29 protein-coding genes and 1 tRNA gene are annotated in these 25,729 nt (G+C 59.5%); 15 read left to right on the top strand and 15 right to left on the bottom strand.

Annotation, left to right across the window (positions count from 1 at the left end):
• Positions 1-407: 407 nt before the first annotated feature.
• Both ACORLH_RS19280 and ACORLH_RS19275 read right to left on the bottom strand, forming a co-directional pair.
• Positions 408-483: transfer RNA gene (locus ACORLH_RS19280), tRNA-Ala, on the bottom strand.
• Positions 484-594: 111 nt separating this feature from the next.
• Complete coding sequence (locus ACORLH_RS19275; RefSeq protein ID WP_321829945.1) at positions 595-915, bottom strand: TIGR02300 family protein; 321 nt, start codon at positions 913-915, stop codon at positions 595-597.
• 96 nt (positions 916-1,011) lie between these two features.
• Between ACORLH_RS19275 and ACORLH_RS19270 the strand changes: the two genes are divergently transcribed.
• The 12 genes from ACORLH_RS19270 to ACORLH_RS19215 all read left to right on the top strand — a co-directional run bounded on the left by ACORLH_RS19270 (position 1,012) and on the right by ACORLH_RS19215 (position 11,797).
• A complete protein-coding gene (locus ACORLH_RS19270; RefSeq protein ID WP_321829944.1) occupies positions 1,012-1,725 on the top strand; it encodes a SprT family zinc-dependent metalloprotease in 714 nt (237 codons plus the stop codon).
• 48 nt (positions 1,726-1,773) lie between these two features.
• The gene (locus ACORLH_RS19265; RefSeq protein ID WP_321829943.1) at positions 1,774-2,424 is read left to right on the top strand and encodes a GntR family transcriptional regulator; all 651 of its coding nucleotides are present in this window, start codon (positions 1,774-1,776) and stop codon (positions 2,422-2,424) included.
• Between the two features lie 148 nt (positions 2,425-2,572).
• The gene (locus tag ACORLH_RS19260; protein ID WP_321832854.1) at positions 2,573-3,370 is read left to right on the top strand and encodes a S49 family peptidase; all 798 of its coding nucleotides are present in this window, start codon (positions 2,573-2,575) and stop codon (positions 3,368-3,370) included.
• Position 3,371: 1 nt separating this feature from the next.
• On the top strand, positions 3,372-3,539 hold the full coding sequence (locus tag ACORLH_RS19255; protein ID WP_165590013.1) for a hypothetical protein: 168 nt from the start codon (positions 3,372-3,374) through the stop codon (positions 3,537-3,539).
• Between the two features lie 3 nt (positions 3,540-3,542).
• Positions 3,543-4,490 carry a calcium/sodium antiporter gene (locus ACORLH_RS19250; protein ID WP_321829942.1) on the top strand — a complete coding sequence of 316 codons (948 nt, stop codon included), beginning with the start codon at positions 3,543-3,545 and terminating at the stop codon, positions 4,488-4,490.
• Between the two features lie 19 nt (positions 4,491-4,509).
• Complete coding sequence (locus ACORLH_RS19245) at positions 4,510-5,292, top strand: SDR family oxidoreductase (protein WP_321829941.1); 783 nt, start codon at positions 4,510-4,512, stop codon at positions 5,290-5,292.
• A gap of 294 nt (positions 5,293-5,586) precedes the next feature.
• Positions 5,587-7,452 carry an excinuclease ABC subunit UvrC gene (gene uvrC, locus ACORLH_RS19240; RefSeq protein WP_321829940.1) on the top strand — a complete coding sequence of 622 codons (1,866 nt, stop codon included), beginning with the start codon at positions 5,587-5,589 and terminating at the stop codon, positions 7,450-7,452.
• 148 nt (positions 7,453-7,600) lie between these two features.
• Entirely contained in the window at positions 7,601-8,095 is a 495-nt protein-coding gene (locus ACORLH_RS19235) for a molybdopterin-dependent oxidoreductase (protein WP_321829938.1), read from the top strand.
• Entirely contained in the window at positions 8,056-10,347 is a 2,292-nt protein-coding gene (locus ACORLH_RS19230; protein WP_321829937.1) for an ATP-binding protein, read from the top strand. Before ACORLH_RS19235 ends, ACORLH_RS19230 begins: the two co-directional genes overlap by 40 nt.
• An 85-nt stretch (positions 10,348-10,432) precedes the next feature.
• Positions 10,433-11,095 (top strand): CDP-diacylglycerol--glycerol-3-phosphate 3-phosphatidyltransferase, encoded by a 663-nt coding sequence (pgsA, locus tag ACORLH_RS19225; protein WP_321829936.1) that lies wholly within the window; start codon positions 10,433-10,435, stop codon positions 11,093-11,095.
• Between the two features lies 1 nt (position 11,096).
• Positions 11,097-11,342: a molybdopterin converting factor subunit 1 gene (moaD, locus tag ACORLH_RS19220; protein ID WP_321829935.1), complete on the top strand. Its 246-nt coding sequence runs from the start codon at positions 11,097-11,099 to the stop codon at positions 11,340-11,342.
• An 11-nt stretch (positions 11,343-11,353) separates the two neighbouring features.
• Entirely contained in the window at positions 11,354-11,797 is a 444-nt protein-coding gene (locus ACORLH_RS19215) for a molybdenum cofactor biosynthesis protein MoaE (protein ID WP_321829934.1), read from the top strand.
• Between the two features lie 112 nt (positions 11,798-11,909).
• Here the strand turns inward: ACORLH_RS19215 and ACORLH_RS19210 are convergent, their stop codons facing one another.
• The 7 genes from ACORLH_RS19210 to hmgA all read right to left on the bottom strand — a co-directional run bounded on the left by ACORLH_RS19210 (position 11,910) and on the right by hmgA (position 19,477).
• Complete coding sequence (locus ACORLH_RS19210) at positions 11,910-12,683, bottom strand: HpcH/HpaI aldolase/citrate lyase family protein (protein WP_321829933.1); 774 nt, start codon at positions 12,681-12,683, stop codon at positions 11,910-11,912.
• Between the two features lie 106 nt (positions 12,684-12,789).
• Positions 12,790-12,996, bottom strand: a complete 207-nt coding sequence (locus tag ACORLH_RS19205; protein WP_321829932.1) for a DUF2783 domain-containing protein — start codon at positions 12,994-12,996, stop codon at positions 12,790-12,792.
• Position 12,997: 1 nt separating this feature from the next.
• Entirely contained in the window at positions 12,998-14,611 is a 1,614-nt protein-coding gene (locus ACORLH_RS19200) for an FAD-dependent oxidoreductase (protein WP_321829931.1), read from the bottom strand.
• A 142-nt stretch (positions 14,612-14,753) separates the two neighbouring features.
• Entirely contained in the window at positions 14,754-15,704 is a 951-nt protein-coding gene (locus tag ACORLH_RS19195; protein ID WP_321829930.1) for an MBL fold metallo-hydrolase, read from the bottom strand.
• A gap of 154 nt (positions 15,705-15,858) precedes the next feature.
• Complete coding sequence (gene fahA, locus ACORLH_RS19190) at positions 15,859-17,115, bottom strand: fumarylacetoacetase (RefSeq protein WP_321829929.1); 1,257 nt, start codon at positions 17,113-17,115, stop codon at positions 15,859-15,861.
• A 9-nt stretch (positions 17,116-17,124) separates the two neighbouring features.
• Positions 17,125-17,985, bottom strand: a complete 861-nt coding sequence (locus tag ACORLH_RS19185) for an MBL fold metallo-hydrolase (RefSeq protein WP_321829928.1) — start codon at positions 17,983-17,985, stop codon at positions 17,125-17,127.
• A 130-nt stretch (positions 17,986-18,115) separates the two neighbouring features.
• Positions 18,116-19,477, bottom strand: a complete 1,362-nt coding sequence (hmgA, locus tag ACORLH_RS19180) for a homogentisate 1,2-dioxygenase (protein WP_321829926.1) — start codon at positions 19,475-19,477, stop codon at positions 18,116-18,118.
• Between the two features lie 69 nt (positions 19,478-19,546).
• Between hmgA and ACORLH_RS19175 the strand changes: the two genes are divergently transcribed.
• A complete protein-coding gene (locus ACORLH_RS19175) occupies positions 19,547-19,984 on the top strand; it encodes a MarR family transcriptional regulator (RefSeq protein WP_321829925.1) in 438 nt (145 codons plus the stop codon).
• A 19-nt stretch (positions 19,985-20,003) separates the two neighbouring features.
• On the opposite strand, the gene ACORLH_RS19170 is transcribed toward ACORLH_RS19175, so the two are convergent.
• The 3 genes from ACORLH_RS19170 to ACORLH_RS19160 form a co-directional block, all read right to left on the bottom strand.
• The gene (locus ACORLH_RS19170; protein ID WP_058245558.1) at positions 20,004-20,813 is read right to left on the bottom strand and encodes a division plane positioning ATPase MipZ; all 810 of its coding nucleotides are present in this window, start codon (positions 20,811-20,813) and stop codon (positions 20,004-20,006) included.
• A 167-nt stretch (positions 20,814-20,980) separates the two neighbouring features.
• Positions 20,981-21,568 (bottom strand): YceI family protein, encoded by a 588-nt coding sequence (locus tag ACORLH_RS19165; RefSeq protein WP_321829923.1) that lies wholly within the window; start codon positions 21,566-21,568, stop codon positions 20,981-20,983.
• Positions 21,569-21,613: 45 nt separating this feature from the next.
• Complete coding sequence (locus ACORLH_RS19160) at positions 21,614-22,537, bottom strand: LysR family transcriptional regulator (protein ID WP_321829922.1); 924 nt, start codon at positions 22,535-22,537, stop codon at positions 21,614-21,616.
• Positions 22,538-22,680: 143 nt separating this feature from the next.
• Here ACORLH_RS19160 and ACORLH_RS19155 point away from each other — a divergent pair, with 143 nt between their 5' ends.
• Positions 22,681-23,229 (top strand): cytochrome b, encoded by a 549-nt coding sequence (locus ACORLH_RS19155; protein WP_321829921.1) that lies wholly within the window; start codon positions 22,681-22,683, stop codon positions 23,227-23,229.
• A 128-nt stretch (positions 23,230-23,357) separates the two neighbouring features.
• On the opposite strand, the gene rpmE is transcribed toward ACORLH_RS19155, so the two are convergent.
• The 3 genes from rpmE to ACORLH_RS19140 all read right to left on the bottom strand — a co-directional run bounded on the left by rpmE (position 23,358) and on the right by ACORLH_RS19140 (position 24,583).
• Positions 23,358-23,579, bottom strand: a complete 222-nt coding sequence (gene rpmE / locus ACORLH_RS19150; RefSeq protein ID WP_321829920.1) for a 50S ribosomal protein L31 — start codon at positions 23,577-23,579, stop codon at positions 23,358-23,360.
• A gap of 11 nt (positions 23,580-23,590) precedes the next feature.
• The gene (gene rplS / locus ACORLH_RS19145) at positions 23,591-23,971 is read right to left on the bottom strand and encodes a 50S ribosomal protein L19 (protein ID WP_058245556.1); all 381 of its coding nucleotides are present in this window, start codon (positions 23,969-23,971) and stop codon (positions 23,591-23,593) included.
• A 276-nt stretch (positions 23,972-24,247) separates the two neighbouring features.
• On the bottom strand, positions 24,248-24,583 hold the full coding sequence (locus ACORLH_RS19140) for a YegP family protein (RefSeq protein ID WP_321829919.1): 336 nt from the start codon (positions 24,581-24,583) through the stop codon (positions 24,248-24,250).
• Between the two features lie 180 nt (positions 24,584-24,763).
• Between ACORLH_RS19140 and ACORLH_RS19135 the strand changes: the two genes are divergently transcribed.
• Positions 24,764-25,729, top strand: coding sequence for an alpha/beta hydrolase (locus ACORLH_RS19135; RefSeq protein WP_321829918.1), 966 nt, complete (start codon positions 24,764-24,766; stop codon positions 25,727-25,729).

Here is a 25,729-nt window from a genome sequence, read left to right as displayed (position 1 = left end):
GGATAAGGGATTTGTCCGCGTTGTTAAGGGCGTACCGCGTCAATTACACGTCGTAATGGCAAGTTTTGGGTTAAAGTTTCGGCAGTTTTCACTCTCCTTTGGATAGTTTTGGAAAGCTTCGGCCATGTGGGGCAATTCACGACAGATTTCACGCAAAACTGATTCGCGATCATCGCTTTGGGGAAATGCGGAAACTACGGTAGGAAAAGTGGGGCTTTCCTGACCTTTGATCCGATTGGGTTGGGCGGAACGCCGTCAGACAAATTTCCTCATATACCGCCACGCCGAGGGAACGATCGTCTGGTTCGCTGAACGTACGGCAGGCGGTCGCTTTGCCGGGACATGTAAACCGAAAACCATGCGATATGCGTGGCGACTAACGAAAGCAGATTTTTCGGACGGGAATTTGGTGGAGCCTAGCGGGATCGAACCGCTGACCTCCTGCATGCCATGCAGGCGCTCTCCCAGCTGAGCTAAGGCCCCAATTTCCCAAGCCTCAGAGGCTTGTGTGGCAGGCTGTGTTAGCCTGTGCGCCGCTATCTAGAGGCTCCTGCGGGTGGGCGCAAGCGGAAAATTCCACCCGCAGGATATTTTTTATTCGTCGTCTTCTGCGGGAACGTCAGCCAGCTCATCCAGCGAAACGTTATCGTCATCGTCGTCGTCCAGCAGGTCATCATCCAGCTCAACGTCAACGTTGTCTTCTTCCAGCAGATCGCCATCCGAATCCGAATCGGACGCGGTTGCTTTCTTCGCCGAAGCATCCTCTGCGTCGGCAGAGATCATGCGGCTCTTGGTGGCTTCGGTCTCAACGATGTCGCCAGTGTAGGGGCTGACGATCGGGTCTTTGTTCAGGTCGTAGAAGCGCTTGCCGGTGGTGGGGCAAACGCGCTTTACACCCCATTCTTCTTTGGGCATCAGGGATCCCTCTCAATTCACATGGTCTTGTCGACAATCAGGGCCACCTGCCATAACAGGCTTTGCGTGTCAAAGGCTTTAAAGGATAGGCACCCGATGCCCAAGCAGAAAGGCGACAATGCACCTCATGTTCTGGCCGGTGATCCCCCGGTCGAAGTGCATCTGCGACGTTCGGCGCAGGCGCGCCGGCTGTCGCTGCGTGTCTCTGGTCTGGATGCCAAGGTGACCCTGACCCTGCCCAACGGGGTGGCTGAACGTCAGGGGCTGGCCTTCGCCGCGGAGAAGGCAGAGTGGCTGCGCCGTCAGATCGCCAGTCGGCCCGAGGTTGTTGATGTCGGCATTGGCTGTGAGCTACCCATTTACGGCCAGCCATATCAGGTACTGGCCGGGCAGGGGCGGCGTATTGTGGTGCGCGACCAGCAGATCCTGGTGCCCGGCAACGCTGAGACCGCCGGGCGCAGATTGGCCGCCTTTCTCAAGGCCTTGGCACGGGAACAGCTGGCTGCGGCCTCGGATCGTTATGCGGCAGATCTGAAACGTCCCTATAGCCGGATCTCCCTGCGGGACACGCGGTCCCGCTGGGGGTCCTGTTCCTCGGCTGGGGTGCTGATGTACTCTTGGCGGCTGGTGATGGCGCCGATGGAAGTGCTGGAATATGTCGCCGCCCATGAGGTTGCGCATCTGAGGCATATGGATCACTCCGCCGCCTTCTGGCGTCAGGTTGAGGAGCTTTATGGCGACTACAGCGCGGCGCGGGGCTGGCTACGCGAAAACGGTTCTGAGCTGCACCGCTATCGCTTCGGCAATTGACCGCAGAAAGCCAATTGACCCTGTGTCGATTTGTGATCACATAGTCCCATGCTGATCAATCCACGCCCCGAAACCTCACCCTCTTCTGCCCATGATCGTGTCTATCGTGGTTTGCGGACCCGAATCATGCATGGGGAGATCGGACCGGGACAGGCACTGACCTTGCGCGGGATCGGGAAAGAGTTTGAGGTGTCGATGACGCCCGCGCGTGAGGCCGTGCGCCGTCTGGTGGCTGAGGGCGCGCTGACGCTTTCGACCTCAGGGCGGGTGGCGACGCCCGAGTTGAGCAATGAGCGGATCGAAGAACTGGCGGCGCTGCGCAGCCTCATTGAGGTTGAGCTGGCCAGCCGTGCGATGCCGCGGGCGCATATGGCGCTGATCGAACGTCTGCAGACCATCAACGGGGCCATCTCCGAGGCGGTCGCGCACAAAGATGCCGTGGCCTACATCCGCACCAACCTTGAATTTCATCGCACGCTTTATCTGCGGGCGCAGGCCCCGGCGATGCTGGCCATGGCCGAAACCGTTTGGCTGCAGCTGGGACCAACCATGCGCGCCCTTTATGGTCGGCTGCGCCGCACAGAGCCGCCGCATTTCCACCGCCTGATCATCGCGGCCCTGCGCGCCGGTGATGAACCAGGGTTGCGGCTGGCGGTGCGCTCTGACGTGACGCAGGGCCTCAAGATGCTGGCCAGCTGAGGTGAGGCCGGTTGGGGACAGGATCAAATGGGATGTTTTCGCTACCATCTGCCCGAGGCCCCAAAAACCGAGTCTTTTCCGTCACGAAACCGTGGACGCATTGCCTCGCTCCCTTGTCCGCAAGGGGCTGCGTCTCTAAATGGGCGATATGATGATTAAGCTGCCGTTTAAATCGAAACGCCCACGGCTCGCTGTGGTGCGGATGCAGGGTATGATCGCATCAGGTGATCGTGCCCCCCTCAATGATGCCGCCTTGGCGCCGCTGATTGAGCGCGCGTTCCGCAAAGGTAAGCCGCAGGCGGTGGCCCTGGTGATCAATTCGCCCGGGGGCTCACCCGTGCAGTCTTCGCTGATTGCCGCGCGGGTGCGACGGCTGGCAGCGGAAAAGAAGATCCCGGTGCACGCATTCGTCGAAGATGTGGCAGCCTCGGGCGGTTACTGGCTGGCTGCGGCCGCTGATGACATCTATGCCGACCCGGCCTCAATCATTGGCTCCATCGGGGTGATTTCCTCCAGCTTTGGCGCGCATGAGCTGCTCAACCGGCATGGCGTTGAACGCAGGGTCTATACTTCGGTCAAATCGAAATCGATGTTGGATCCCTTCCTGCCGGAAAAGGAAGAGGATGTTGCGCGTCTGAAAGAAATTCTGGGCGACATGCATCAGGTGTTTGAGGGCTACGTCAAAGAGCGCCGTGGCACCAAACTGGCGGAAGATCCTGATCTGTTCACCGGACGTGTCTGGATGGCGGAAAAAGCGCAGGCGCTGGGCCTGATTGATGGCATTGGCCATGTGACGCCGAAGCTGAAAGAGATCTACGGCGGCAAGGTGCGCTTCCTGACCTATGGGCGCAAGCGTGGGTTCCTGTCGCGCTTTGGCATGTCGCTGGCGCAGGACGCCACCAGCCTGCTGGAAGAGCGCGCCGCCTATGCGCGGTTTGGGCTCTGATATGCTGTTTAAGATCATCACCTTCTTTCTGATCGGCATGGCTGTTCTGGCGATGTTCGGCAAAGTGAAAATCCCTGGCCAGAAACGGCTAGCTTCGGCCCGCTGTTCCCGCTGTGGTCGGTTCAAGATCGGCAAGGGCCCGTGCCCCTGCACCAAAGGAGTGCGCTAAGACATGATGGAATGGCTTTACGCAGCCCTTGGGCTGGTGATCTTGCTGTTGGCGGGCGATGCGCTGGTGAAAGGCGCGGTGAACATGTCACTGCGCATCGGCATCCCGGCCCTGATTGTCAGCCTGACGGTGGTGGCCTTTGGCACCTCGGCGCCAGAATTGCTGATCTCAATCACCGCCGCGCTGGAGGACAAGCCGGGGATCACGCTGGGCAACGTCATCGGGTCTAACACCGCCAATGTGTTGCTGGTGCTGGGGGTGCCGGCGCTGATCGCGACGATGCACACCTCTCATTGCAACACCAAGAATAGCTATCTGCAGATGGTGTTCGGCAGCCTCTTGTTCATCGGGCTGTGTTTCTTCGGCACCTTTACCTTTGTCAGTGGTGTGGTGCTGCTGGCGGCTCTGACGGCGACGCTGACCTGGGCCTTCTTTCAGGCCAAGGCGCACCGCGCCATGGGCGAAGATGATGATCTGGAAGAACCAGAAGGCGCGGATCCTGAAATGCGCTGGTGGAAAATCATCATGTACCTTGTGTTAGGTCTGATCGGCCTGCCACTGGGCGCAGACCTGCTGTTGGACAGCGCCGTGACCATCGCCCGCATGTTTGGCATCACGGAAACAGTGATCGGCCTGACCCTGGTGGCCATCGGCACCTCACTGCCAGAACTGGCGACGACCGTGATGGCGGCGATCCGCAGGCAGGCAGACGTGGCGCTGGGCAATGTCATCGGCTCAAACATGTTCAACCTACTGGCCGTGATTGGTGTCACCGCTGTGGTCAGCCCCATTCCGGTTGATCCTGACCTTTTGGAGTTCGACGTTTGGGTCATGCTGGGCGCAACGCTGCTGCTGGTGCCTTTCGTGTTCTTGCGCGCCAATATCACCCGGATTTGGGGTGTGGTGCTGACAGGGCTGTACGTCACCTATATCTTCACGGTTCTGCACTGATCTAAAACGGGAGGGGCCCATGGCAGTTGCATTGGTGACCGGCGCGGGCAAGCGTCTGGGGCGCGCGATGGCGCTTTATCTGGCGCGTCGCGGCTACGATCTGGCCGTGCATTATGCCAATTCCGCCACTGAAGCGTCAGAGGTTGTTGCCGAGGCCCGCGCGATGGGGCGGCAGGCTGAGGCTTTTCAGGCCGATCTGTTGGATGAGGCGGCGACCGAAGCGCTGTTCCCCCGCGTGGCAGCCGCCTTTGACACGCCAGTTACCTGTCTGGTGAACAACGCCTCCGTGTTTGAATATGACCGGCTGGAAACGGCCACCCGCGCCAGCTGGGATCGGCATTTCAACTCAAACCTTCGGGCGCCCTTTGTGCTGACCCAAGCGATGGCCGCCCAAGTGCCTGAAGCGACGCGGGACGAAAACGGTGAATTGATGCCGCAGGGTCTGGTGGTGAATATGGTAGATCAGCGCGTGCGCAAGCTGACGCCAGAGTTCATGACCTACACTTTGGCCAAGATGGGTTTGTGGACCTTTACCCAGACCGCAGCCTTGGGGTTGGCCCCGCATGTTCGGGTCAATGCCATCGGTCCCGGCACCACCTTAATTGGTGCACGGCAAACCCAAGACCACTTTGATGCGCAACGCCAGCGGTCCATTCTGCAGCGTGGGGCCAATGTCAGCGATATCACTGCAGCGCTTGGATTTTTCCTCGATTCGCCGGCTGTGACAGGGCAGTTGATCTGTGCCGACGGTGGTCAGCATCTGGCCTGGCAGACCCCGGATATCATCAATAAGCGCGGCTAAAAGGTGAGTCCGTGCCAAAGTTTTGCACGTGGGCCAGTTTTGTTACGAAGTTGTTACCAAATATTTAACAATTTCAACCACTTGGTAATTTTTCAGAAAAGTTTTATTTTTTTTCAATAGGTTATAATATCGCCTAATTTTTAGGCAGATCAACAAAATCACCCAAAAATAACGAAAAAGCGCGGTTCCCCAAAAGATATCTTCAGAGTTATCCACACAAACCGTGGAAAGCTTTCCTCTTGCCCCATCGCGCCAAAGATTGCAGCCGGGCAGAGGGAATCATATCTCTGGTCTATGACCGATTCCTCCGCCGATTCTCTGACCGGCCACGCCCTGATCCAAGACTATCTCAAGACGCTGGACGCTTCGCCCGGCGTCTACCGCATGCTGGATGCGCAGGCGCGGGTTCTCTACGTCGGCAAAGCGCGAAATCTGCGGGCGCGGGTGTCTAACTACGCCCGGCCGGCAGGACATTCGGGGCGCATTGCCCGGATGATTTCGGAAACCGCCTCGATGATGTTTCTGACAACGCAGACAGAAACTGAGGCGTTGTTGCTGGAACAGAACCTGATCAAGCAGCTGAAGCCGCGCTACAACGTGCTGCTGCGCGACGATAAATCCTTTCCCAACATTCTGGTGACCGCGACGCATCAGTTCCCGCAGATCACCAAGCACCGCGGCGCCAAGAAATCCAAGGGTCGCTACTATGGTCCCTTCGCCAGCGCAGGGGCGGTCAACCGAACCCTGAACCAGTTGCAGAAGGTGTTCCTGCTGCGGAACTGTTCCGATGCGATGTTTTCCAGCCGCAGCCGGCCCTGTCTGCTTTATCAGATCAAGCGTTGCTCTGGACCCTGCGTCGGCAAAATCTCGGCTGAGGATTACGCAGCCTCTGTCAAAGATGCCGAACAGTTTCTGTCAGGCCGATCCACCGAAATTCAGGAAACACTGGCGGCACAGATGATGGAAGCCAGCGAAGCGATGGAGTTTGAGCGCGCCGCCGCCCTGCGGGACCGGATCCGGGCGCTGACGCAGGTGCAGACCGTGCAGGGGATCAACCCGCGCACCGTGCAAGAGGCCGATATCGTCGCGCTGCATATGGAAAACGGGCAGGCCTGTGTGCAGGTCTTCTTTATCCGGGCGGGGCAGAACTGGGGCAACCGTGATTTCTATCCGCGCGTCGGCGTGGATATTGAGGCGCCCGAGGTTCTGGAGGCCTTCCTTGGCCAGTTCTACGACAGCAAGGAACCACCGCGGCAGTTGATCCTGTCGCATCCGATTGATGATCCGGATCTGATGGCCGAGGCCCTGGGCCAAAAGCTGGGGCGCAAGGTGGAAATTCTGGTCCCCCAGCGGGGTGAGAAGGCTGAGCTGGTCGATGGGGCGCTGCGCAATGCACGCGAAAGTCTGGCGCGCAAAATGTCCGAAAGTGCCACCCAGACCAAACTGCTGAACGGTCTGGCGGAGGCCTTTGGCCTCGACTCGGCGCCGGGGCGGATCGAGGTTTACGACAACTCGCACATTCAAGGCACCAATGCGGTGGGGGGGATGATTGTCGCGGGGCCCGAAGGCTTCATGAAAAACCAATACCGCAAGTTCAACATCAAGGGCGATGATCTGACACCCGGTGATGACTTCGGTATGATGAAAGAAGTGCTGACGCGCCGGTTCAAGCGCCTGCTGAAAGAGGACCCGGACCGCGACAAGGGCATGTGGCCCGATCTGTTGTTGATCGATGGCGGCGCCGGTCAGGTGTCTGCGGTGCAGGAGATTATGGAAGAATACGGGGTGGAGGACATTCCGATGGTCGGGGTCGCCAAAGGTGTGGACCGTGATCACGGCAAGGAAGAGTTTCACCGTCCCGGCACCCGGCCCTTTGCGCTGCAACGCAATGATCCGGTGCTGTATTTCATCCAACGCATGCGGGATGAGGCGCATCGGTTTGCCATCGGAACACACCGCGCCAAACGGGCCAAATCGATTGGGGCCACCCCCTTGGATGAGGTGCCGGGTGTTGGCGCGACGCGTAAAAGGGCGCTCTTGGCGCACTTTGGATCTGCCAAAGCGGTGAGTCGCGCAGCCCTTGCCGATTTGCGCGCGGTTGAGGGGATTTCAGACACCTTGGCGCAGACAATTTATGATTTTTTCCATGAAAAAGGCTGATTTACCCGCCTAGGGTTGTGCCGCAACCCTTGGGGAACGCTTGCTTTTATTTTGCCGGCCCTCAATAGTATTGGGACTGTTCTGCGGCTTCGGGCGAAGGAACAGGCGCCCAGGCCGCTTCGGATGACGAACACCGAAGGGAGGCGACATGTCGGGACAATTCCTGCACTACGCCGCCGTTACGGCGGTGATGAATGTGGCGATCTGGGGGGCGGCTGCATGGGCCGGTCCACAGGATGTGGTGCAACTCCGCGGTGACGTGGCCGCTGGCGCGCAGAGCGTGAACATCGCAGATCTCGAAGCGATAGGTCTGGCTGAGGCTGAGACCTTTAATCCGCATGAAGCAAGTGCCGGTCAGTATGCAGGTGTTTGGCTAACTGACCTGATCGAAGCTTTCGGCACTGGTCAGACACAAAATGTCACCCTCACAGCAATTGATCACTATCAGGCGCAGTTTTCCCGTCAGGAATGGCAGGAAATGGAGGTTCTTCTTGCCACACGCGCAAATGGCAAGTTTCTTGAATTTGAAACAAGGGGACCAATGCGTGTGGTCATCGCGGACTATGACGAAACAAAACGATTACATCAGGAAACAGTGGCTAAATGGGTGTGGATGATCACCGAAATCGAATTCCAAGACTGATCGGGCTTTCTGCCCCACGGGTGATTATTCTGGTTCTCCTTGGCGCGTTGGTGGTTGCAGCGCTCTTTGGGTTTGCGCTGCGTTCTGAAAATCAGGCCCGTAGAACCGCCGAGGAAACCATCGCCGCCGTTGAATCGGCGCGCTACTCTTTCAAGGTGTCTCAGCTGACCCATCGCAGCATGCGTGCCTATGATCAGGCGCAGCTCACGGCGGATCCCGCCAAGTTGACAATGGCCAACCATCTGATCCGCGCTGCACTTGGCTTCACCGCCTCGCCCTTTGCGCACAATCAGGAACTGGTGGATGACATGGTGCGTGATCTCAATGAAATTGAGGCCATCATGCGGGCCGGTGGCCTTGATGCCTCTGTGGATCAGTTGGCGCGGTTGGATCAACTTCTGGCGCTGATTGACCGCAGCACCATCAAATACGAGCAGGTGACGCAGAACCGGTTCCAGCTGCAATTGCACCTGATGGAGACGGTGGAGCACCGCAAAGGTGTGATGATACGGGTGGCGTCGGTTTCGATACTGGCCGCCCTTGTGATCTGCGCGGTGATCCTGGTTTTCATGCGGGCGGAGCAAATTCAGGCCAACCGGCGGATTGAGGCAGAAACCGCCAGCCAGGCCAAATCGGCCTTCCTCGCCAACATGAGCCATGAAATTCGCACCCCCATGAATGGGATCGTGGGCCTGTTGGAATTGCTGAAGCAGTCACCGATGACGGACGATCAGCGCCAGATGATCGAAAACATCAACGACTCCGCGTTTTTCCTGCTGCGCATCATCGATGACATTCTGGATGCAGCCAAAATTGATGCCGGCAAAATGCAGCTGGAGGAACAGCCGTTTAACCTGTTGGAGGCGGTGGAACGTGCAGCAGAATCTCTGGCGGTGGAGGCACGCAGCAACAATGTGCGCTTTCAGGTCTATGTTGACCCTGAGGTGCCGGATTGCGTTTCCGGCGATGCCTTGCGGTTACGCCAGATCTTGCTGAACCTGTTGAGCAACGCCATCAAATTCAGCCGATCCGAGGATGGCAAACTGGGCCACGTGCAGCTCTGGGTCTCGGTCGCTCGGGATCCCGATCGCCTGCAATTCCGGGTCATCGACAAGGGTATCGGCATGGAGCCTGAGGTGATTGAGCGGATCTTCCACCCCTTCAATCAGGGCGAGGAATCTACAACCCGCAAGTTTGGCGGCACCGGTCTGGGGTTGGTGATCACGCGTAATCTGGTGGAGCTGATGGGCGGTGTGCTTGAGGTGGAAAGCACACCCAACGATGGTTCTACCTTCACCGTTACCATCCCAAATCTGCCCGCCATCTGCGAGGAGACTTTGCCGGATGTGCATGGGGTCCACGTTATCTTGCGGATGGATCACCTTAATTTCTCCGCCCGGATGGGGCAAAGCCTTGAGCGCCGCGGTGCCGTTGTTCATATCGCGGAAAATCGCAGCGACATTGCTGCCCAGATCAAACAGGCCGGGGCTGAGGCCGTTTTGGTTCTGGGGCTGGGCAGCTTTGAAGAAAATGCTGAGGAAATGGATGTGCTGCTGCAGGAACATGCAGATCTGAAAATCATGGTGATGGACCCCGTACGTGGCAATCCAAAGGGGCTGACGGCCCCGGGGCTTTACGTTTCCTACCGCTATCCGATGCATCACAGCGATCTGGTGCGCGGCATCGCAATGCTCAGCGGCCGCTGGAACGGTCCAAAACCCGTTGTGCAGGCGCGTCCCGAAGTCTTGGTCCCCGGTGAGCCACCAATGTTGCTGCCACCGCTGCAGATTGAGACGGTTGGCAAAGGAAGCGAGGGGCGGAATGCAGCCCGTGCGGCCCATGTTTTGGTGATTGAGGATAATCCGCTGAACCTTTCGGTGCTGACGCGCCAGTTGACGGTTCTGGGCGTGAGCTATCAAACCGCCACAAACGGGCAAGAAGGGCTGGAGCATTGGCGAAAAGGCCAGTTTGACGCCATTCTCACCGATTGTCAGATGCCGGTGATGGACGGGCTCGACATGACGCGCCAGATCCGCAGTGAGGAGGCCCAGAGCGGCAGCGCGGCCATTCCCATCCTTGCCATCTCGGCATCAGCCCTACCGCAGGAGGCAGAGCGTTCCCTGGAGGCGGGCATGTCGGACTACTTGACCAAACCACTGCAGATCGAAACGCTGGCGCAAAGCCTGCAGTCCTGGCTGCCCGGTGCGGTGCCTGAGGGGCGCGGCGACCTAAAAGGTCCTTCCTTAGGCTGACGCAAGAGGGTCACGTCCGGGACCGTTTTCAAGAAAGGCCGGCGCGCCACTTTCCCCGGCGCACGTCACAGGGTAAGGATTGGGCATGACCTGGACGATCCCCAATATCCTGACCGTTGCGCGCCTGTTGGCCGCGCCCGGTGTCGCCGTGATGTTTCTATACTTCACAAGGCCTTACGCTGACTGGTTTGCCCTGGTGCTGTTTGTCTTGGCGGCGCTCACGGATTGGATCGATGGCTACCTCGCCCGGTCCTGGGGACAGGAAAGCAAGATGGGCGCGATGCTGGATCCGATTGCGGACAAGGCTATGGTGGTGATCGCACTGATGGTGATCGTGGGCTATTCCTCCATGTCGCCCTGGCTGGTTCTGCCGGCCACTGTGATCCTCTTCCGCGAAGTGTTTGTTTCGGGCCTGCGCGAATTCCTTGGAGATACGGCCGGCACGCTGAAAGTGACCAAACTGGCCAAGTGGAAAACCACCGCCCAGATGGTGGCCATTGCCCTTCTGTTTGCCCAAGGCGTGTTTGAGCACTACTTCGGCATGAGTGTGCTGGGAATGAACGATGAGATTGTTGCCCGGATCCTGTCAGGTGAACTGCCGGATGATCTGGGTCTTGCGTGGAAACTCAGCGGAATGGTTTGGGCTGGCAACGCTGGTCTGGTGCTGCTGTGGGTCGCGGCGCTTTTGACCTTCATCACCGGGCTGGATTACTTCAACAAGGCGCGGCCGCATCTGAAGGATAATTAAGATGGATGTGCTCTATTTTGCATGGGTCCGGGAACGGATCGGTATTCCGCGCGAAACGCTGGACACCAGCGCCACAACAGTTGGCGAACTGGTCGAAGAGCTGAAAGCGCGTGAAGAACGTTACGCCGCCGCCTTTGCTGATCTGTCGGCGCTGCGTGTTGCACTGGATCAGGACCTTAGCGATTTTGACGCCTCGCTTGAGGGCGTGCGCGAAGTGGCCTTTTTCCCGCCGATGACCGGCGGCTAAAGGGGGGCACGATGGACATCCGCGTACAGGAAGCGCCGTTTGATCTCGGCCATGAGGTTGAGACCTTTACCGATCGACAGGTCAATATGGGGGCGGTGGTCACCTTCACCGGCATCACCCGCGATCTGCCCGGCGCCGGCATGGACCGGATGGAGATGGAACACTACCCCGGCATGACCGAACGGGCGCTGACCAAAATCGCCGAGGATGCGACGGCGCGCTGGGATCTGGGGGATGTGCTGATCATCCACCGCTATGGCGTGCTGCACCCACAGGACCGGATCATGATGGTCGGCACCGCCTCACGCCACCGGGCGCATGCCTTTGAGGCGGCGGAGTTCCTTATGGATTACCTGAAATCCCGCGCCCCCTTCTGGAAGAAGGAAATCACCAAAGACGGGTCTGAGTGGGTTGCGGCCAAAGACGAAGACGAGGCCGCACTGGACCGCTGGTAACATCTTTCATCGTTTCCCAAATACTCTGGGGTGAAGCCGTTCAAAAACACTTCTTTTGAACGGCGAGGGGCAACGCCCCTGCCGCGGAGCGGCGTGTTTGCCTTACCTCGCCTTACCGTTTCGCTTCCCAGCTTGCCATCAGCGCCCGCGCGGCCTGCGCCAGCATCACCACATCAATCCCCACGGCAAGGAATTGCGCGCCCCATGTGCGGTAAAGATCTGCCGCCTCATCCGTCAGCGCCAGAATGCCCGCCGCCTTGTCTGAGGCCGCGATTTTGCCCAGGCCTGCCTCAATTGCCGCGCGCACCTCGGGGTGTTCGGTCTGCCCCAACAACCCCATGTCCGCGGCCAGATCCGAGGGGCCGATAAACACGCCGTCGACGCCTTCAACGGCCAGGATGTCATCCAGCGCATCCATGCCCTTTACTGTTTCGACCTGCACCAGCAGGCAAATCTGCGCGTTGGCCGTTTGGGCGTAATCCGGGATCGCAGCAAACTGTGAGGCCCGCGCCAATGCCGCGCCAGATCCACGGATGCCTTCGGGCGGATAACGGCAGGCCCGAACCAACTGGCGCGCCTGTTCCGCGCTTTCAACCATTGGGATCAGCAGGGTCTGTGCCCCTGCATCCAGCATCTGCTTGATCAGCCATTCATTGCCCACCGGCAGGCGCACAACGGCTTCGGAGTGTTTGCCCTCCAGAACCTGCAGCTGCGCGGTGATTGATTTCAGGTCATTTGGCGCATGTTCACCGTCGATCACCAGCCAGTCAAAGCCAGCTGTCGCCATCAATTCGGTGGGATAGGGATCGGCAAAACCAGCCCAGCAGCCAATAACCAGCTCGCCCTGTTTCAGGCGCTGTTTGAACATGTTGGTCGGGGCGGGCAAGGGCAGTCTCCTCGGGTCTGCGGGTGATCTTGGCGCGACAGGACCACCTTGCGCAGGGCGGGTCAAGCCGGGAAACCGGCTTGACGATTTGTTAAGCTAGGCGGCCTTAGCCCGCGTCTGCAAGGCCTGAGGTGGCGGCCGCTTGCAGCGCCTCGCGCAGGGTGTCGTTGTCCCCAATGTGATTGGCCAGAATGAGGATCAGCCGCGCGTTCAATGCATCGCTCTGCGCTTTGCTGAGGCCGTCATGAGCGGCCAGAAGATCGGCGTAGAAATTATCGGCATTGCCCAGATTGGCACTGAGGTTCAATGGCATCTTACTGCTCCTTCCCGATGGCGCGGCGCAGGGCGGCGCGCAGGGCGGTTTCGCTATAGCCATCCCAGCGGGCGGCCACATGTTGGTCAGGGCGGATCAGATACACCGCCGATTCTGCCAGCCCAAGGTAGCGGGCCGCCAGATCACTGCCCGGCGGGGCGGCAATGGAGATCACGTCGAGATCCAACCCGGCTTCTGACAGTGGTGCGGCAACGCAATTCAGGGCCAGAATTGTGAAGCGATCCCCCAGCTGATCCAGCAGGTATCCCGCACCCGTGCCCAGATCCGCATCCGGGCAGGGGCTACCGGGGCGCGCCCGCGCAGGCGCTTCGGGCAGGGCATCCACGCTGTTCAGCGGCGAATAGTCATAGGTGCAGGGCAGCGACAGCCGGCCCGAATTGACCAGAGGCCGTGCAAAGTCGTGGTGCTCTGACAGATCCAGCACCGCATCGCGGAAGATCCGGCTGATGTCCGACTTGGGCGTGATGAAATCGGTTGAGCGTGAGGAGTTCAGGATGTTTTCATCCGCGCCAACAACGCGTTCATAATCATAGCTGTCCAGCAGGGCCTCATCCGCGACACCGTCGATCACCAGCTTCAGCTTCCAACACAGGTTGTCGGTGTCCTGCACGCCAGAGTTTGCACCACGCGCGCCAAAGGGGCTGACCTGATGCGCCGAGTCGCCAGCAAACAGCACGCGGCCGTGGCGGAACTTTTCCATCCGGCGGCACTGGAAGGTGTAGATCGAGACCCATTCCAATTCGAAATGTACCTCATCCCCCAGCATCGCCTTTAGGCGCGGGATGACGTTTTCGGGCTTTTTCTCTTCTTCTTTGTCGATGTCCCAGCCCAGTTGCAGATCAATGCGCCAGACGCCATCGGGCTGTTTGTGCAACAGCGCCGACTGACCCTTGTTGAAGGGCGGGTCGAACCAGAACCAACGCTCGGTCGGAAACTCGGCGTCCATCACGACGTCAGCGATCAGAAAGTTGTCTTCAAACACCCGTCCGACAAAATCCAGCCCCAGCATCCGCCGCGTGGGCGAGCCCGCGCCGTCCGCCGCGATCAGCCAGTCGGCCTCCAACGTGTAGCTGCCCTCAGGCGTTTCAACCTCCAGCGCAACGTGATCGGGATGGGTGCCAATCGCTTCGACCTTGGACTTGCCGCGGATCTCAATTGGGGCGCCCTCGGCCTGCAATTCGCGGACGCGCTGCACCAGGTATTCTTCGAAGTAATACTGTTGCAGATTGATGAAGGCAGGGCGCTTGTGGCCCTCTTCCGGCAAGAGGTTGAAGTCATAGACCTTGCGGTCGCCAAAGAAGACCTTGCCCAGATTCCACTGTACCCCCTTGTCGACCATCGGCTGGCCACAGCCCAGACGGTCCAGAATCTCCAGCGGGCGTTTGGCAAAACAGATGGCGCGGCTGCCAAAGCTGACCTTGTCATTGTCATCCAGAATGACCGCTTCGATCCCCTGCTGGGCCAGATCAATGGCGGAGGCCAGCCCCACGGGGCCTGCGCCAATGATCACCACCTTGCGCCGTACGGGCGCGGCGGCATCCTGATCCTCTGACCGCGCATAGGGGTAGAGGGGCACTTCGAATATCTTGTTCATCTTGGTCTCCTCCCGAGATGGTGCCTGCTCTGTGAGGCACAAAACACCTGTCTGCTGGCCTCAATAGGCCGTCAGCACGTTGCTATCGTCGCATGTTTTGCGGTTGGGCGGCACGATCTGGATCAAACCGCCCGACACGCGTTTAGCCCTGCAGGGCGTCCCACATTTCTAGATCACGCTGAGCGGTCCAGATGCGCGGGTGTGTGATGCCGCGGGCCTCATCATAGGCGCGGGCAACGTTGAAGGGCAGGCAATGCTCATAGATCGCATAGTCCGAAAACTTCGGATCGCATTCGGCACGCACGGCGTCCCAGGCCTCTTTCAGCGTGCCATTGCGGGCGGCCACACGGGCGGCGGGGCGATAGGTGCTTTCGACAAAATCACGGGTATTTTCGATCGCTGCATTGACCATCTCATGGCCGACCAACGCATCGCCACGGCCCGGTGCAATGGCATCGACGTTATAGGCTTTGATGTTGTCGAGGGTGTTGCCCCAATCCTTGAAATGTCCGTCACCGCAATAACAGGCCGAGTGGTACTCGACGATATCACCGGTGAACATGACGTTCTGATCCGGCACATGAATCACCGCATCCCCTGCCGTATGGGCACGGCCCAGATGTTTGATGTCGACCCGGCGGCTGCCCAGGAACACGGTCATCGAGTCGGAGAAGGTGGTGGTCGGCCAGGTCAGGCCGGGAATGCTCTCATGACCTTCAAACAGGCGGGGGAAGCGCTGAAATTCGCTGTCCCAATCCTCTTGCCCCCGTTCGACCACCATCGAACGCGCGGTGTCGGACATGATGATATTCTGCGCCCCAAAGGCCGAGGCCCCCAAAACCCGCACCGCGTGATAATGGGTCAGCACCACATGGGTGATCGGCTTGTCGGTGACCGAGCGCACACATTCGATCACCTTATTGGCCAGACGCGGGGTCGCCTGAGCCTCAACGATCATGACGCTGTCATCCCCGATGATGACGCCCGAGTTCGGGTCGCCCTCGGCAGTGAAGGCATAGAGCCCTTCGCCCACTTCGGTGAAGCTGATGGTTTTTTCTGCCATGTCGCCTTGTGAGGCAAATGCCTTGGCCATGGGGTGTCCTCCTTGGGGTTTGCTGCCTTTCCTGACGCTTGAAGGTTGCCTCACGGATGCAGTGTGTGAAGCGGCGTCGCAGCGGTTTTCATATGCGGTGCCAGAGGCAGGCTAGGATGCCTCCGGCGGGAGTATTTCGGGACCGTTGAAAGGATCAGCGTTTGTAAGGGTCGTCGAGCGCCGGCAGCAGGGTGCCGGTGCAGGCGCCAAAGCCGATCTGGTAGCCGTCACCTTTGGCTGCGCCTTTCAGGGTCAGCGTGTCGCCATCCTCAATAAAGCTGCGGGTCAGGCCCTCAGTGATTTCCAGCGGCTCCTTGCCGCCCCAGCTAAGCTCGAGGAGCGAGCCCCGTTCGTCCTTGGTGGGGCCGGAAATGGTGCCGGAGCCCAGAAGGTCGCCGACGTTCATTGCGCAGCCCGATGTGGTGTGATGGGCAAACTGCTGCGCGGCCGAGTAATACATGCGGCTGTAGTTGGTGCGCGCGATGGTGTGTTCGGCGCCACCTTCCGCCTGCAGGCTGACCGCCAGATCGATGTCATAGAGCATCGGTGTCGGCTCCGCCAAATAGGGCAGCAGATCTTTTTCACGCTCTGGCGTGGTGGTGCGGAAGGGTTCAAGCGCCGCTTTGGTCACGATCCAGGGGCTGATCGAGGTGGCGGTCGCCTTGGCTTGGAACGGCCCCAGCGGCTGGTATTCCCAGGCCTGAATGTCGCGCGCCGACCAGTCGTTCAGCAGCACATAGCCAAAGATCGCGTCATCCGCTTCCTGAACCGTGATCGGGCCGTCAGTGTTTTTGCCAACAACGGCGCCCATCTCCAGCTCAATGTCGAAACGGGCACAGGGGGCAAAGCGCGGCACCTCATCGTTCGGGCCTTTCAGCTGGCCCCAGGGGCGGCGAATGTCGGTGCCCGAGACCACCACCGAGGAGGCGCGGCCGTTATAGCCGATCGGGATGTGCAGCCAGTTCGGCGGCAGCGCATTTTCAGGACCGCGGAACATGGTGCCGACGTTGAAGGCGTGGTGTTTGCCTGCGTAGAAATCGGTGTATTCGCTGACAAGGAACGGCATGTGCATCACCGCATCCGCCTGCGCCACCAGCAGCGGCTCCACCGCCGCCTTTTCAGCGCTGTTCTCTCCCAAGAGCTGCATCAGACGTGTGCGCAGGGCGGCCCAGGCCTCAGGCCCCAGTTCCATCACCTCGTTCCAGAACGGTACATCCAGCACCGGATCTTCGGCCAGTTCCACCAGTCCGGCCTCTTCGGCGGCTGCAAGATCCAGGATCTTATCGCCAATGGCCACGCCGCAGCGCGGCTCTTCCTCACCGGTGGAGAAGACGCCATAGGGCAGGTTGTTCAGGGGGAATTGGCTGTCAGCGCTATTGGCAGAGGCTACCCAGCTTTTCATCAGTGTCATTGCGTTTCCTTACGTATCTAGCGAAATGGCCATCCCGTCGGTCCCTATGAACAAGGGGCCTGACCATCCGCGGCGGGTTTCCTCCCGCCAGTGGGTCTCAGTAAAATTCGGGTCGTCACAGGGGACGAGGTGATTGAGCGCCAGTTGTTTCACACCGGCCTCTTGGGCGATGCGGCCGACCTGATCAGCGGGGGCATGGCTGCGTTCAAGGTGGATGCGCAACCGGTCATCGCCGTTGCCAACGCGGGCGCAGAGCGCGTCAATGCCGGTGGACAGCATCGCCTCATGCACCAGAAGGTCAGCGCCTTCGGCAAAAGGCACCATTTCGGGGATCGGGGCGGTATCGCCCGAGATCACAGCGCTGCAGGTGCCGCCGTCAAACCGCAGGGCAAAACTATCCTCGATCGGCGGGTGAGCATTGCGCAGCACCTTCATGGTCAAAGGCCCCAGTGGATGCGCGCCCTCGGCAATGACCGAAATCTCCGCCAATGGGGCCAGTTCGGGCCGCCCCTCATCGCGCAAGCGCAGGGAAATGTCGAACTCCATCGAGGCCAGGAAACCCATCCAATAGGTGTCCAGCCCTTCAGGCCCGATCACCGGTACCGGTTTGTTCAAGCCCGCGGTCCAGGCGGTGTGGAACAGTGGTCCCAGTTCCAGATAGTGGTCTGAATGCAAATGTGTGATGACAATGGCGTCCAGATCCGTCAACGCCACACCGGCGTCACACAGCCCCCGGGTACAGCCCAGACCTGCGTCCACCAACACGGTGAACCCGTCAATCTGCACGAGGGAAGAGGTCGGCATTCTTGTGCCCGGCCGGATTGCCGGCCCGCCTTTGGTGCCCAGAAGGACCACACGGTTCTCGCTCATCTCATTCACCTTATTCACGAAATGTGCCTTCGTGATTCCCTGCTTTTCATCGTTTCCGACAATACTCTGGGGGAATTGGCCAAAGGCCAAGGGGGCAACGCCCCCCTGACCTCACAACCCAATATAAACGTCACTTTTTGCCGGGCGTGCCGTCGAACTTCTTCTCCAGATCCGACCAGCAGTCGATGTAGTCGTCCTGCAGTGGCGCCTCATTGGCGGCAAAACCGGTCAGGTGCTGCGGGAAGCGGGTCTCGAACATGAAGGACATGGTGTTGTCCAGCTTCTCGGGCTTCAGATCCGCGTTCGACGCGCCCTCAAAGGCGTTTTTGTCCGGCCCATGCGGGATCATCATATTGTGCAGCGACATGCCACCGGGGATGAAGCCTTTGGGTTTGGCGTCATACTGGCCATAGATGTTGCCCATCATCTCGGACATGATGTTCTTGTGATACCACGGCGGGCGGAAGGTATCTTCCATCACCATCCAGCGTTCACGGAACAGCACAAAGTCGATGTTGGCGGTGCCCGGCACACCCGAGGGCGCGGTCAGCACGGTGAAGATCGACGGATCCGGATGGTCAAACAGGATCGAACCGACCGGGCAGTAGGTGGTCAGATCGTATTTTACGGGCGCGTAGTTGCCGTGCCAGGCGACTACATCCAACGGCGAATGGCCGATCTTGGTTTCATGGAACTGGCCGCACCATTTGATCGTCACGGTCGAAGGTGCTTCGCGGTCCTCAAAGGCGGCAACCGGCGATTTGAAATCGCGGCGATTGGCCATGCAGTTGGCGCCGATCGGGCCACGGCCGGGCAGTTCAAACTTCTGACCATAGTTTTCGCAGACAAAGCCTCGGCAGGGGCCTTCCAGCACTTCAACACGATAAAGCAGACCACGCGGCAGGATGGCGATTTCCTGCGGGGCCAGATCGATGATTCCCAGCTCGGTGCAGAATCGCAGGCGGCCTTCCTGCGGCACCACCAGTAGTTCGGAATCAGCCGAGAAGAAGTAGCTGTCCACCATCGAATCGGTCACCAGATAGATGTGGCTTGCCATGCCGACCTGGGTGTTCACATCCCCGGCGGTGGTCATGGTGCGCATGCCGGTCAGCCAAGTCAGGCCCTGTTCGCCCATCGGCACCGGGTCCCAGCGATACTGTCCAAGGGAGATCACATCCGGGTCCACATGCGGCGCGGATTTCCAGTAAGGCAGATCGATTTTTTCGTAACGGTGCGAATGTTTTACGCTGGGGCGAATGCGGTAGCACCAGGTCCGTTCGTTCTGATGGCTGGGGGCGGTGAAGGCGGTGCCGGACAGCTGTTCACCATAGAGGCCATAGTTACATTTCTGCGGGCTGTTCATCCCCTGCGGCAGGGCGCCGGGCAGGGCCTCGGTCTCAAAGTCGTTGCCGAAACCGGGCATATAGCCGGGGGTGGTGCCCTCGGCGTTGGTGGCTTGGGTAAAGCTGTGTGGGTGGGCTTGCTTGTTCATGGCGGCTCCTCCTTTTCGCTTGCTTTGTTAATAGTTGTTTTTGTAACTAACAACGGGAGAGGACGTGAAATGTCGCAAAAAACTGACTTCGATTTACAGAATTTCCTGCCTTACCTTTTAAACCAGGCGGCCGAGGAAAGCAGCCTTGCGTTTCAAAAGGTCTATAAGGACCGCTACGGCATGCTACGCACGGAATGGCGGGTGCTGTTTCATCTGGGGATCTATGGCCGCATGTCGGCTAAGGAAATCGGCCAGCGGTCCAAGATGCATAAAACCAAGATCAGCCGCGCCGTCGCCCGGTTGGAGGAACGCCGGTTTCTGACCCGACAGGCCTCGGAGGAAGATCGCAGGCTGGAGTATCTGCAGCTGACCCAGCAAGGGCAGGCCGCCTATCGCGAATTGCTGGAGGTGGCTGAACGTTATGACAGCCAGCTGACCGCAGCCCTCACCCCGGAAGAGGTGGTCGGGCTGCGCGCGTTGCTTCGTAAATTGGCTGGAATGGGCTAGCGCCCAGCTTTGGGCCGGATCAGAAGTCCGGCTCAACCCCCGGCAGGTTCACCGCCTTGATCAGATCGCGCAGTTCCTGACGGGCCGCTACGTTGGAGATGTTGAGGCTGGAAATCCCGATGTCCTTCAGGTCCAGCAGGGTCAGGCCGCGCGGGAACAGCTCGCGGAAGATAACCCGTTCGTTAAAGCCGGGAGCCACGCGGAAACCGATGCGTTTGGCCAGATCGTCCAGCGCCTTGCCCATCTTTTCCTTGTTCACCATGTTCTGCGCGCCCAGACGGTTGCGCAGCACGATCCAGTCGATCGGTTTCAGCCCGGCCTGTGCCCGCAGCTGTCGCGCGTTCCAGACCATTTCAGAATAAACCGACGGGCCTTGGATTTTCTTGCCCTCGCCGTCGATCTTGGCCAGCAGGTCAAAATCCACAAAGCTGTCGTTCAGCGGGGTGATCAGCGTGTCGGCCAGCGAATGCGCCACCTGGCTCAACCGGGTGTGCGACCCGGGGCAGTCAATCATGATGAAGTCATGATCAGGCTCAAGCGAGGCGATGGCCGCGGACAGGCGGTGGTCATAGGGGTTTTCACCCGGCTTCAGATCGCTTTGGTCGATCTGTGGCAGCTCGTGGTAATTCGGTGTCGGCAGATCCAGCCCGGCCTTCTCCATGAAGGCTTGGCGGTTCTCAACATAGCGGCCAAAGCTTTTCTGCCGCAGGTCCAGATCCAGTACACCCACACGTTTGCCCATCCGGGCCAGGGCGGTTGCGATGTGCATCGACACGGTGGATTTGCCTGCGCCGCCCTTTTCGTTGCCGACGACAATGATATGCGCCATGGAGTTCTGTCCCTATACCTGCCTTGTTCCGGCTCATTGCCCACAGGATATTGTGGGCTTGGCCAATTGCAAAGCCTTGTTGCTGTCTTTGGACTGTCTGAATGGCATCTGTTGCAGAAATATGGAAGGGGGCGCGGGTGATTTCGCCCCCTGCCGTGGCGCAGGGCTTAATTCTGGGTGAAGACGAAGCGCAATGTCACCGGTGCGGCCCGGGTGATCCCCGACAGATCCGCCAGCTGTTTCAGCACGTCGATCCCGCCGTCAATCCCGGCCTCATCGGTGTCCAGAAAGATCATATCGTTGGTGGTGACCATGACGCTGCTGTCTGACAATCGGGCGACAAACAGTTCCAGATCAAGCTCCACATCGGTGCCAACCAGCGACAGCGTGGCCTCAACCTCACTCACCGCGGTGCCGCCAACCGGCAGGGCCTCAAGTGCGGCGATGTCGATCTGACTGCTGAGCGTTGCGGTCCCGGCCGCTTTGAACACATGTTCGATCATCCGTTCATTGCGAATGTCGATGTTGGTCTGAACCGAATTGAGGTCGATGGTGACCATTGCCGCGCCATCGGCGCTGACGCCGCCGGACAGGGTTTCAAAATGATGCACTTCGCCAAGGCTGTTGGCTTTGACCGAGCCAAAGGCAAGGCGGGAACTGGCGTTGTCGAGTGTCCAGTCCGCGGCCAAGGCCGGGGCGGCAGGCAGGGCAGTAGACAGGGTGACGGCGGCAAGGCCGCAAAGTAGCTTGTTCATGAATTCCTCCTCTAAATAAGGGGAGGATAGCATAAATCCCCCTGTCTAGGCAGATGGGGCCGGGTCGGGTTTCCCTGCAGTTTCGCCTTGAAAGGCGGGTTTCAACGCCATGAACTCCGCCGCCAGATGATCCACAAACAGCCGCACCCGGCGCGTGCGGCGCAGGTCACTGTGCAACAGGATCCAAAGCGAACGGTCGTGATCCAGTGTAGTTCCGGGCACTTGCCTCAGATCCGGGTAGATCGATTGAAAGACCGCCGGCAGATGTGATATGCCCGCTCCTCGGCGCAGCATTTGCAGCCGCATGTACCCGTCCCCGATGGCATGGCGTATCTCGGCCTTGGGGAATTGTACTGTGCCACGCACAGGGCCCAAGGGGTTGTTCTGGGGCCAACCCAGCCAGTGCAGCCCTTCGCCCTCGGGCCCGGCGTGGGGCAGATGCTGGTTCAGATACTCTGCACTGGCAAAGACGCCGGCAGCAATGGGAAACAGCCGACGGGCGGTGACATTATCGCTGATCGCCTTCGCGCCGCGCAGGGAAACGTCAGCCTCGTCCTTGGTGATATCCTCAACCTTAGTTGTCAGCGTCAGGTCGATCTGAATGCCGGGGTGCTGGGCCTGAAACCGTTCCAGTATCGGGGGCAGCAGATCGTAGGCGAAAACGGGCAGGGCCGAAAACCGGATCCGTCCGGTTTCGCTGCGATCACCGCCTTCGACGCCCCGGCGCGCCGCCAGCATTGCCGCTTCGGCCTGTTCGGCAAGGGGCAGCAGATCCTCACCGGCATGGGTCAGTTTAAATCCCTGCCGGGAACGGGTGAACAGGCGCACGCCATAGCTGGCTTCCAGCGCCTGAATGTTGCGGTTCACGGTGCCGTAGTTTGATCCCAGCACCTCAGCCCCGCTGCGCAGGCTGCCGGCCCGCGCCACGGCGAGGAAGAAGGGCAGGTATTCCCAATCTTGCGGACGCATCAGACCTCCTCTGTGTTCCTCTATAGTAACACGGTGATGCAATTGCTGCGTATGTGTCTTTCATGCGTAACGATAAAAGAGGGGCAACAAAATCGAAATCTGCCCCACGCCCGCGCAAATCGGGCCAGGTAAGGAGGCCCCTCATGACCGATCCGAATGTCACCCGTTACCACCCCGCCCTTGTTGCACTGCATTGGATCATGGCCTTGGGCATTTTCCTGTTGCTGGTTGTTGGCGGCCCGATGCTGGCGAAACTGGCCAGCAATGACCCGATGAAGATCACTGGCATGCAGGGCCATATGGCGATTGGCATGATCGTCGGGCTGCTCTTGGCGCTGCGACTGGCGCTGAAGCTGCTGACCCGCACCCCGCCCCATGCAGACGTGGGCCATAAGACCCTGAACAGCGGCGCAAAACTGGCGCATATCGGTCTTTACGTTCTGATGGCCGGCATGGTGGGCAGCGGCATCGCAATGGCCTATGCGGCGGATCTCTTTGCCATTGCCTATGGCGGCGCTGATCTGCCCGTGCCGGACGACATGAGCGTCTATACCCCGCGTGTAGCTCACGGTGTGATTGGCAAGCTGCTGCTGGCGCTGATCCTCGCTCACCTGGCAGGCGTCCTTTACCACATGGTGCTGCGCCGTGATCGTCTGCTGCGCCGGATGTGGTTTGGCAAACGCACGGTCTGATCTACACAGAAACATTGGAAAAGGCGCGTCCCATATCGGGCGCACCTTTTGCGTTTGCCTTCAGGAGAGAGGGCAACAAAAAACCCCGCTCACTGGCGGGGTTTTCCGTATCAAATCGTTGGTAAAGCTTAGAAGCCCAGACCAGCGTATTTGTTTTTGAACTTCGACACGCGGCCGCCGGCGTCCAGCAGGCGGGCACCGCCACCGGTCCAGGCCGGGTGTACGGTGGGGTCGATGTCCAGCGCCAGAGTGTCGCCTTCGTTGCCCCAGGTCGAGCGCATCTTGACGATGGTGCCGTCGGTCATCTTCACGTCGATGAAGTGGTAGTCGGGATGGGTATCTGCTTTCATAGATCCGCTCCTTACGCTTTAGCCTTGGGGGCTTTGTAGTTGGTGACTTCTGCGATACGTGCGGATTTACCACGACGCGAACGCAGGTAGTACAGTTTCGAGCGACGCACGCGGCCTCGACGGATCACGGTGATCGAGTCGATGTTGGTCGAGTGCAGCGGGAATACACGTTCCACGCCTTCGCCGAAGGAAATCTTGCGAACAGTGAACGAACCGGCAATGCCGACGCCGTTTTTACGGCTGATGCAAACGCCTTCGTAGTTCTGAACACGCGAGCGGGTGCCTTCGGTCACTTTGTAGCCGACACGGATGGTGTCACCGGCTTTGAAGTCGGGGATGTCTTTCCCCAGGGCGGCAACTTGTTCCGCCTCGAGCTGTGCGATCAGGTCCATATGACCATCTCCTTTGATTGCTTGCGGTTGGCCCGCAAAGGTGAGTGCCGTCCCGAGAGCTCTTGGTCTTCGACCGGGTCCGCCGCAGCGCCCGCCAGAGATCAGTTCGTTTTCTTATCTGCTGTAAGTCAGGTCCGAAGTGAGGCCGAAGAAGCACTCAGGAGCATATCCCACAGGTCCACAGACCGATTCCGGCCGTAGACGGGCGGTGTATAGGGGCAGCCCGCGCTGGGATCAAGCGCTATTCGGGCCGCCCCGCCCTAAAAAACAGGGGGATCAGGCGGTTTGATCGTCGATCTTGGCGTCGGGGGCGTTTTTCTTGACCGACTCGATGCCGTTGTCGCGGCCCGAGGTGCTCTCATAGCTTTCCGAGGTGCCGATGACCTGGCCGTTGGTGGCCTTCAGATTAAACATATGTTTGCCCGATTTGGTCTCTTTGCGTTCGTAGCGCGCATCTTCGGGGGCGTTTTTCTGGACCGATGCGATGCCGTTTTCGCAGCTGGCTTTCTGCTTGTAGCCTTCCGAGGCCAGAATGATCTCGCCGTTGCCTGCTTTCAGACGGAAGCGATATTCACCCGCTTTGTCTTCATAGATTTCAAATTTGCCTGCCATGAGGGTCTGTCTCCTTAAAAATCGTCGCGCCCTGCGGCGCTACAAATAGTGCTATGGCTGCGAGATTGCGGCAAAATCCGATACAGATCAACAGCGTTGCGGGTGCCGCTAGGGTCAGCTTGACAGGGGGCTGTTCCGCCCGGCTAACTGGCGGCGAATTGATTTTGATCGGGATATGTTATGCGGATTTTGAAACGGACGGCTGTCGCCCTGATCTTATTGGTGGCTGCCGCAGGAATTGGATATGCGCTGGCCGCGCGTCTGGCCCCAAAAGCAACGGCCGGCTATTTGGTGGCGACGCTCCGGGCGGTTTCTGGCCTGGAGGTGGCAGAGGCTGAAATCACCATCGATTCCGCACCCTATCAGGTGGGCTATCTCGACAGTGGCGATGGCGCTGGGTTGCCGGTGGTCTTGTTGCATGGGGTGTTCGCCCGCAAGGAACACTGGATCGATTTTTCCCGCCAGATCTCACCCAGCCATCGGGTCATCGCGCCGGATCTGCCGGGGTTCGGGGACAATGCGTTGATGCAGCCCGCGCTCTATGCTTATGAACAGCAGGCGGAACATGTGATTGCTTTCCTTGATGCGCTTGGGCTGGATCAGGTGCACTTTGGCGCCAATTCCATGGGCGGTCAGATCGCAGGCCATATTGCCACGCGCTACCCAGAGCGGGTGGCCTCCGTCGCCTTCATCGGCAGCCCGGTTGGCGTGCCCACCGATCCGCCAAGTGATATGGAACAGGCGATAGCAGCTGGCCACGCGCCACTTCTGGTGCAGAGCGAAGCGGATTTTGAGGCCCGGATGGAATGGCTCTTCCCCAAGGCACCTTTCATGCCCGCGCCAGTTTTGCTAACATGGGCCAAGGCAGAGGCGGCACAGGCTGAGGCCAACGCGGCCATCTGGCAGCAGCTGTGGCAGACGGAAAACCCGCCGCTGATTGCGCTGGCGCCGGATATCGCGCAACCCAGTCTGGTGATCTGGTGCAAGGAGGACCGCATCTTCCACCCCAAAGGGGCAAAGCTGCTGCAAGAGGCGCTGCCCAAGGGACAGGCCGACGCACCGCGCAACTGCGGCCATCTGCCGATGCTCGACAAGCCCGCGCCGTCAGGCAAAATCTACGCTGCGTTTCTGGCAGAGCTGCCCTGA

Origin of the sequence: Thalassovita sp., assembly GCF_963691685.1 — a bacterium.
Classification (GTDB): Bacteria; Pseudomonadota; Alphaproteobacteria; order Rhodobacterales; family Rhodobacteraceae; genus Thalassobius.
The sequence above is the reverse complement of the archived record's forward strand: the minus strand, read 5'-3'. Positions and strand labels throughout refer to the sequence as shown.

Coding starts and splice junctions, on each gene's coding strand:
- ACORLH_RS19170 (WP_058245558.1), bottom strand. CDS start 20,813: ATGGCGCATATCATTGTCGTCGGCAACGAAAAGGGCGGCGCAGGCAAA.
- ACORLH_RS19270 (WP_321829944.1), top strand. CDS start 1,012: ATGCCCAAGCAGAAAGGCGACAATGCACCTCATGTTCTGGCCGGTGAT.
- ACORLH_RS19195 (WP_321829930.1), bottom strand. CDS start 15,704: ATGGCCAAGGCATTTGCCTCACAAGGCGACATGGCAGAAAAAACCATC.
- ACORLH_RS19250 (WP_321829942.1), top strand. CDS start 3,543: ATGATGGAATGGCTTTACGCAGCCCTTGGGCTGGTGATCTTGCTGTTG.
- ACORLH_RS19155 (WP_321829921.1), top strand. CDS start 22,681: ATGACCGATCCGAATGTCACCCGTTACCACCCCGCCCTTGTTGCACTG.
- rplS (WP_058245556.1), bottom strand. CDS start 23,971: ATGGACCTGATCGCACAGCTCGAGGCGGAACAAGTTGCCGCCCTGGGG.
- ACORLH_RS19245 (WP_321829941.1), top strand. CDS start 4,510: ATGGCAGTTGCATTGGTGACCGGCGCGGGCAAGCGTCTGGGGCGCGCG.
- ACORLH_RS19140 (WP_321829919.1), bottom strand. CDS start 24,583: ATGGCAGGCAAATTTGAAATCTATGAAGACAAAGCGGGTGAATATCGC.
- ACORLH_RS19175 (WP_321829925.1), top strand. CDS start 19,547: ATGTCGCAAAAAACTGACTTCGATTTACAGAATTTCCTGCCTTACCTT.
- ACORLH_RS19160 (WP_321829922.1), bottom strand. CDS start 22,537: ATGCGTCCGCAAGATTGGGAATACCTGCCCTTCTTCCTCGCCGTGGCG.
- rpmE (WP_321829920.1), bottom strand. CDS start 23,579: ATGAAAGCAGATACCCATCCCGACTACCACTTCATCGACGTGAAGATG.
- moaD (WP_321829935.1), top strand. CDS start 11,097: ATGGATGTGCTCTATTTTGCATGGGTCCGGGAACGGATCGGTATTCCG.
- ACORLH_RS19215 (WP_321829934.1), top strand. CDS start 11,354: ATGGACATCCGCGTACAGGAAGCGCCGTTTGATCTCGGCCATGAGGTT.
- ACORLH_RS19265 (WP_321829943.1), top strand. CDS start 1,774: ATGCTGATCAATCCACGCCCCGAAACCTCACCCTCTTCTGCCCATGAT.
- ACORLH_RS19185 (WP_321829928.1), bottom strand. CDS start 17,985: ATGAGCGAGAACCGTGTGGTCCTTCTGGGCACCAAAGGCGGGCCGGCA.
- ACORLH_RS19235 (WP_321829938.1), top strand. CDS start 7,601: ATGTCGGGACAATTCCTGCACTACGCCGCCGTTACGGCGGTGATGAAT.
- ACORLH_RS19200 (WP_321829931.1), bottom strand. CDS start 14,611: ATGAACAAGATATTCGAAGTGCCCCTCTACCCCTATGCGCGGTCAGAG.
- ACORLH_RS19205 (WP_321829932.1), bottom strand. CDS start 12,996: ATGCCATTGAACCTCAGTGCCAATCTGGGCAATGCCGATAATTTCTAC.
- fahA (WP_321829929.1), bottom strand. CDS start 17,115: ATGACACTGATGAAAAGCTGGGTAGCCTCTGCCAATAGCGCTGACAGC.
- ACORLH_RS19260 (WP_321832854.1), top strand. CDS start 2,573: ATGATGATTAAGCTGCCGTTTAAATCGAAACGCCCACGGCTCGCTGTG.
- ACORLH_RS19135 (WP_321829918.1), top strand. CDS start 24,764: ATGCGGATTTTGAAACGGACGGCTGTCGCCCTGATCTTATTGGTGGCT.
- pgsA (WP_321829936.1), top strand. CDS start 10,433: ATGACCTGGACGATCCCCAATATCCTGACCGTTGCGCGCCTGTTGGCC.
- ACORLH_RS19275 (WP_321829945.1), bottom strand. CDS start 915: ATGCCCAAAGAAGAATGGGGTGTAAAGCGCGTTTGCCCCACCACCGGC.
- hmgA (WP_321829926.1), bottom strand. CDS start 19,477: ATGAACAAGCAAGCCCACCCACACAGCTTTACCCAAGCCACCAACGCC.
- uvrC (WP_321829940.1), top strand. CDS start 5,587: ATGACCGATTCCTCCGCCGATTCTCTGACCGGCCACGCCCTGATCCAA.
- ACORLH_RS19165 (WP_321829923.1), bottom strand. CDS start 21,568: ATGAACAAGCTACTTTGCGGCCTTGCCGCCGTCACCCTGTCTACTGCC.
- ACORLH_RS19255 (WP_165590013.1), top strand. CDS start 3,372: ATGCTGTTTAAGATCATCACCTTCTTTCTGATCGGCATGGCTGTTCTG.
- ACORLH_RS19230 (WP_321829937.1), top strand. CDS start 8,056: ATGGGTGTGGATGATCACCGAAATCGAATTCCAAGACTGATCGGGCTT.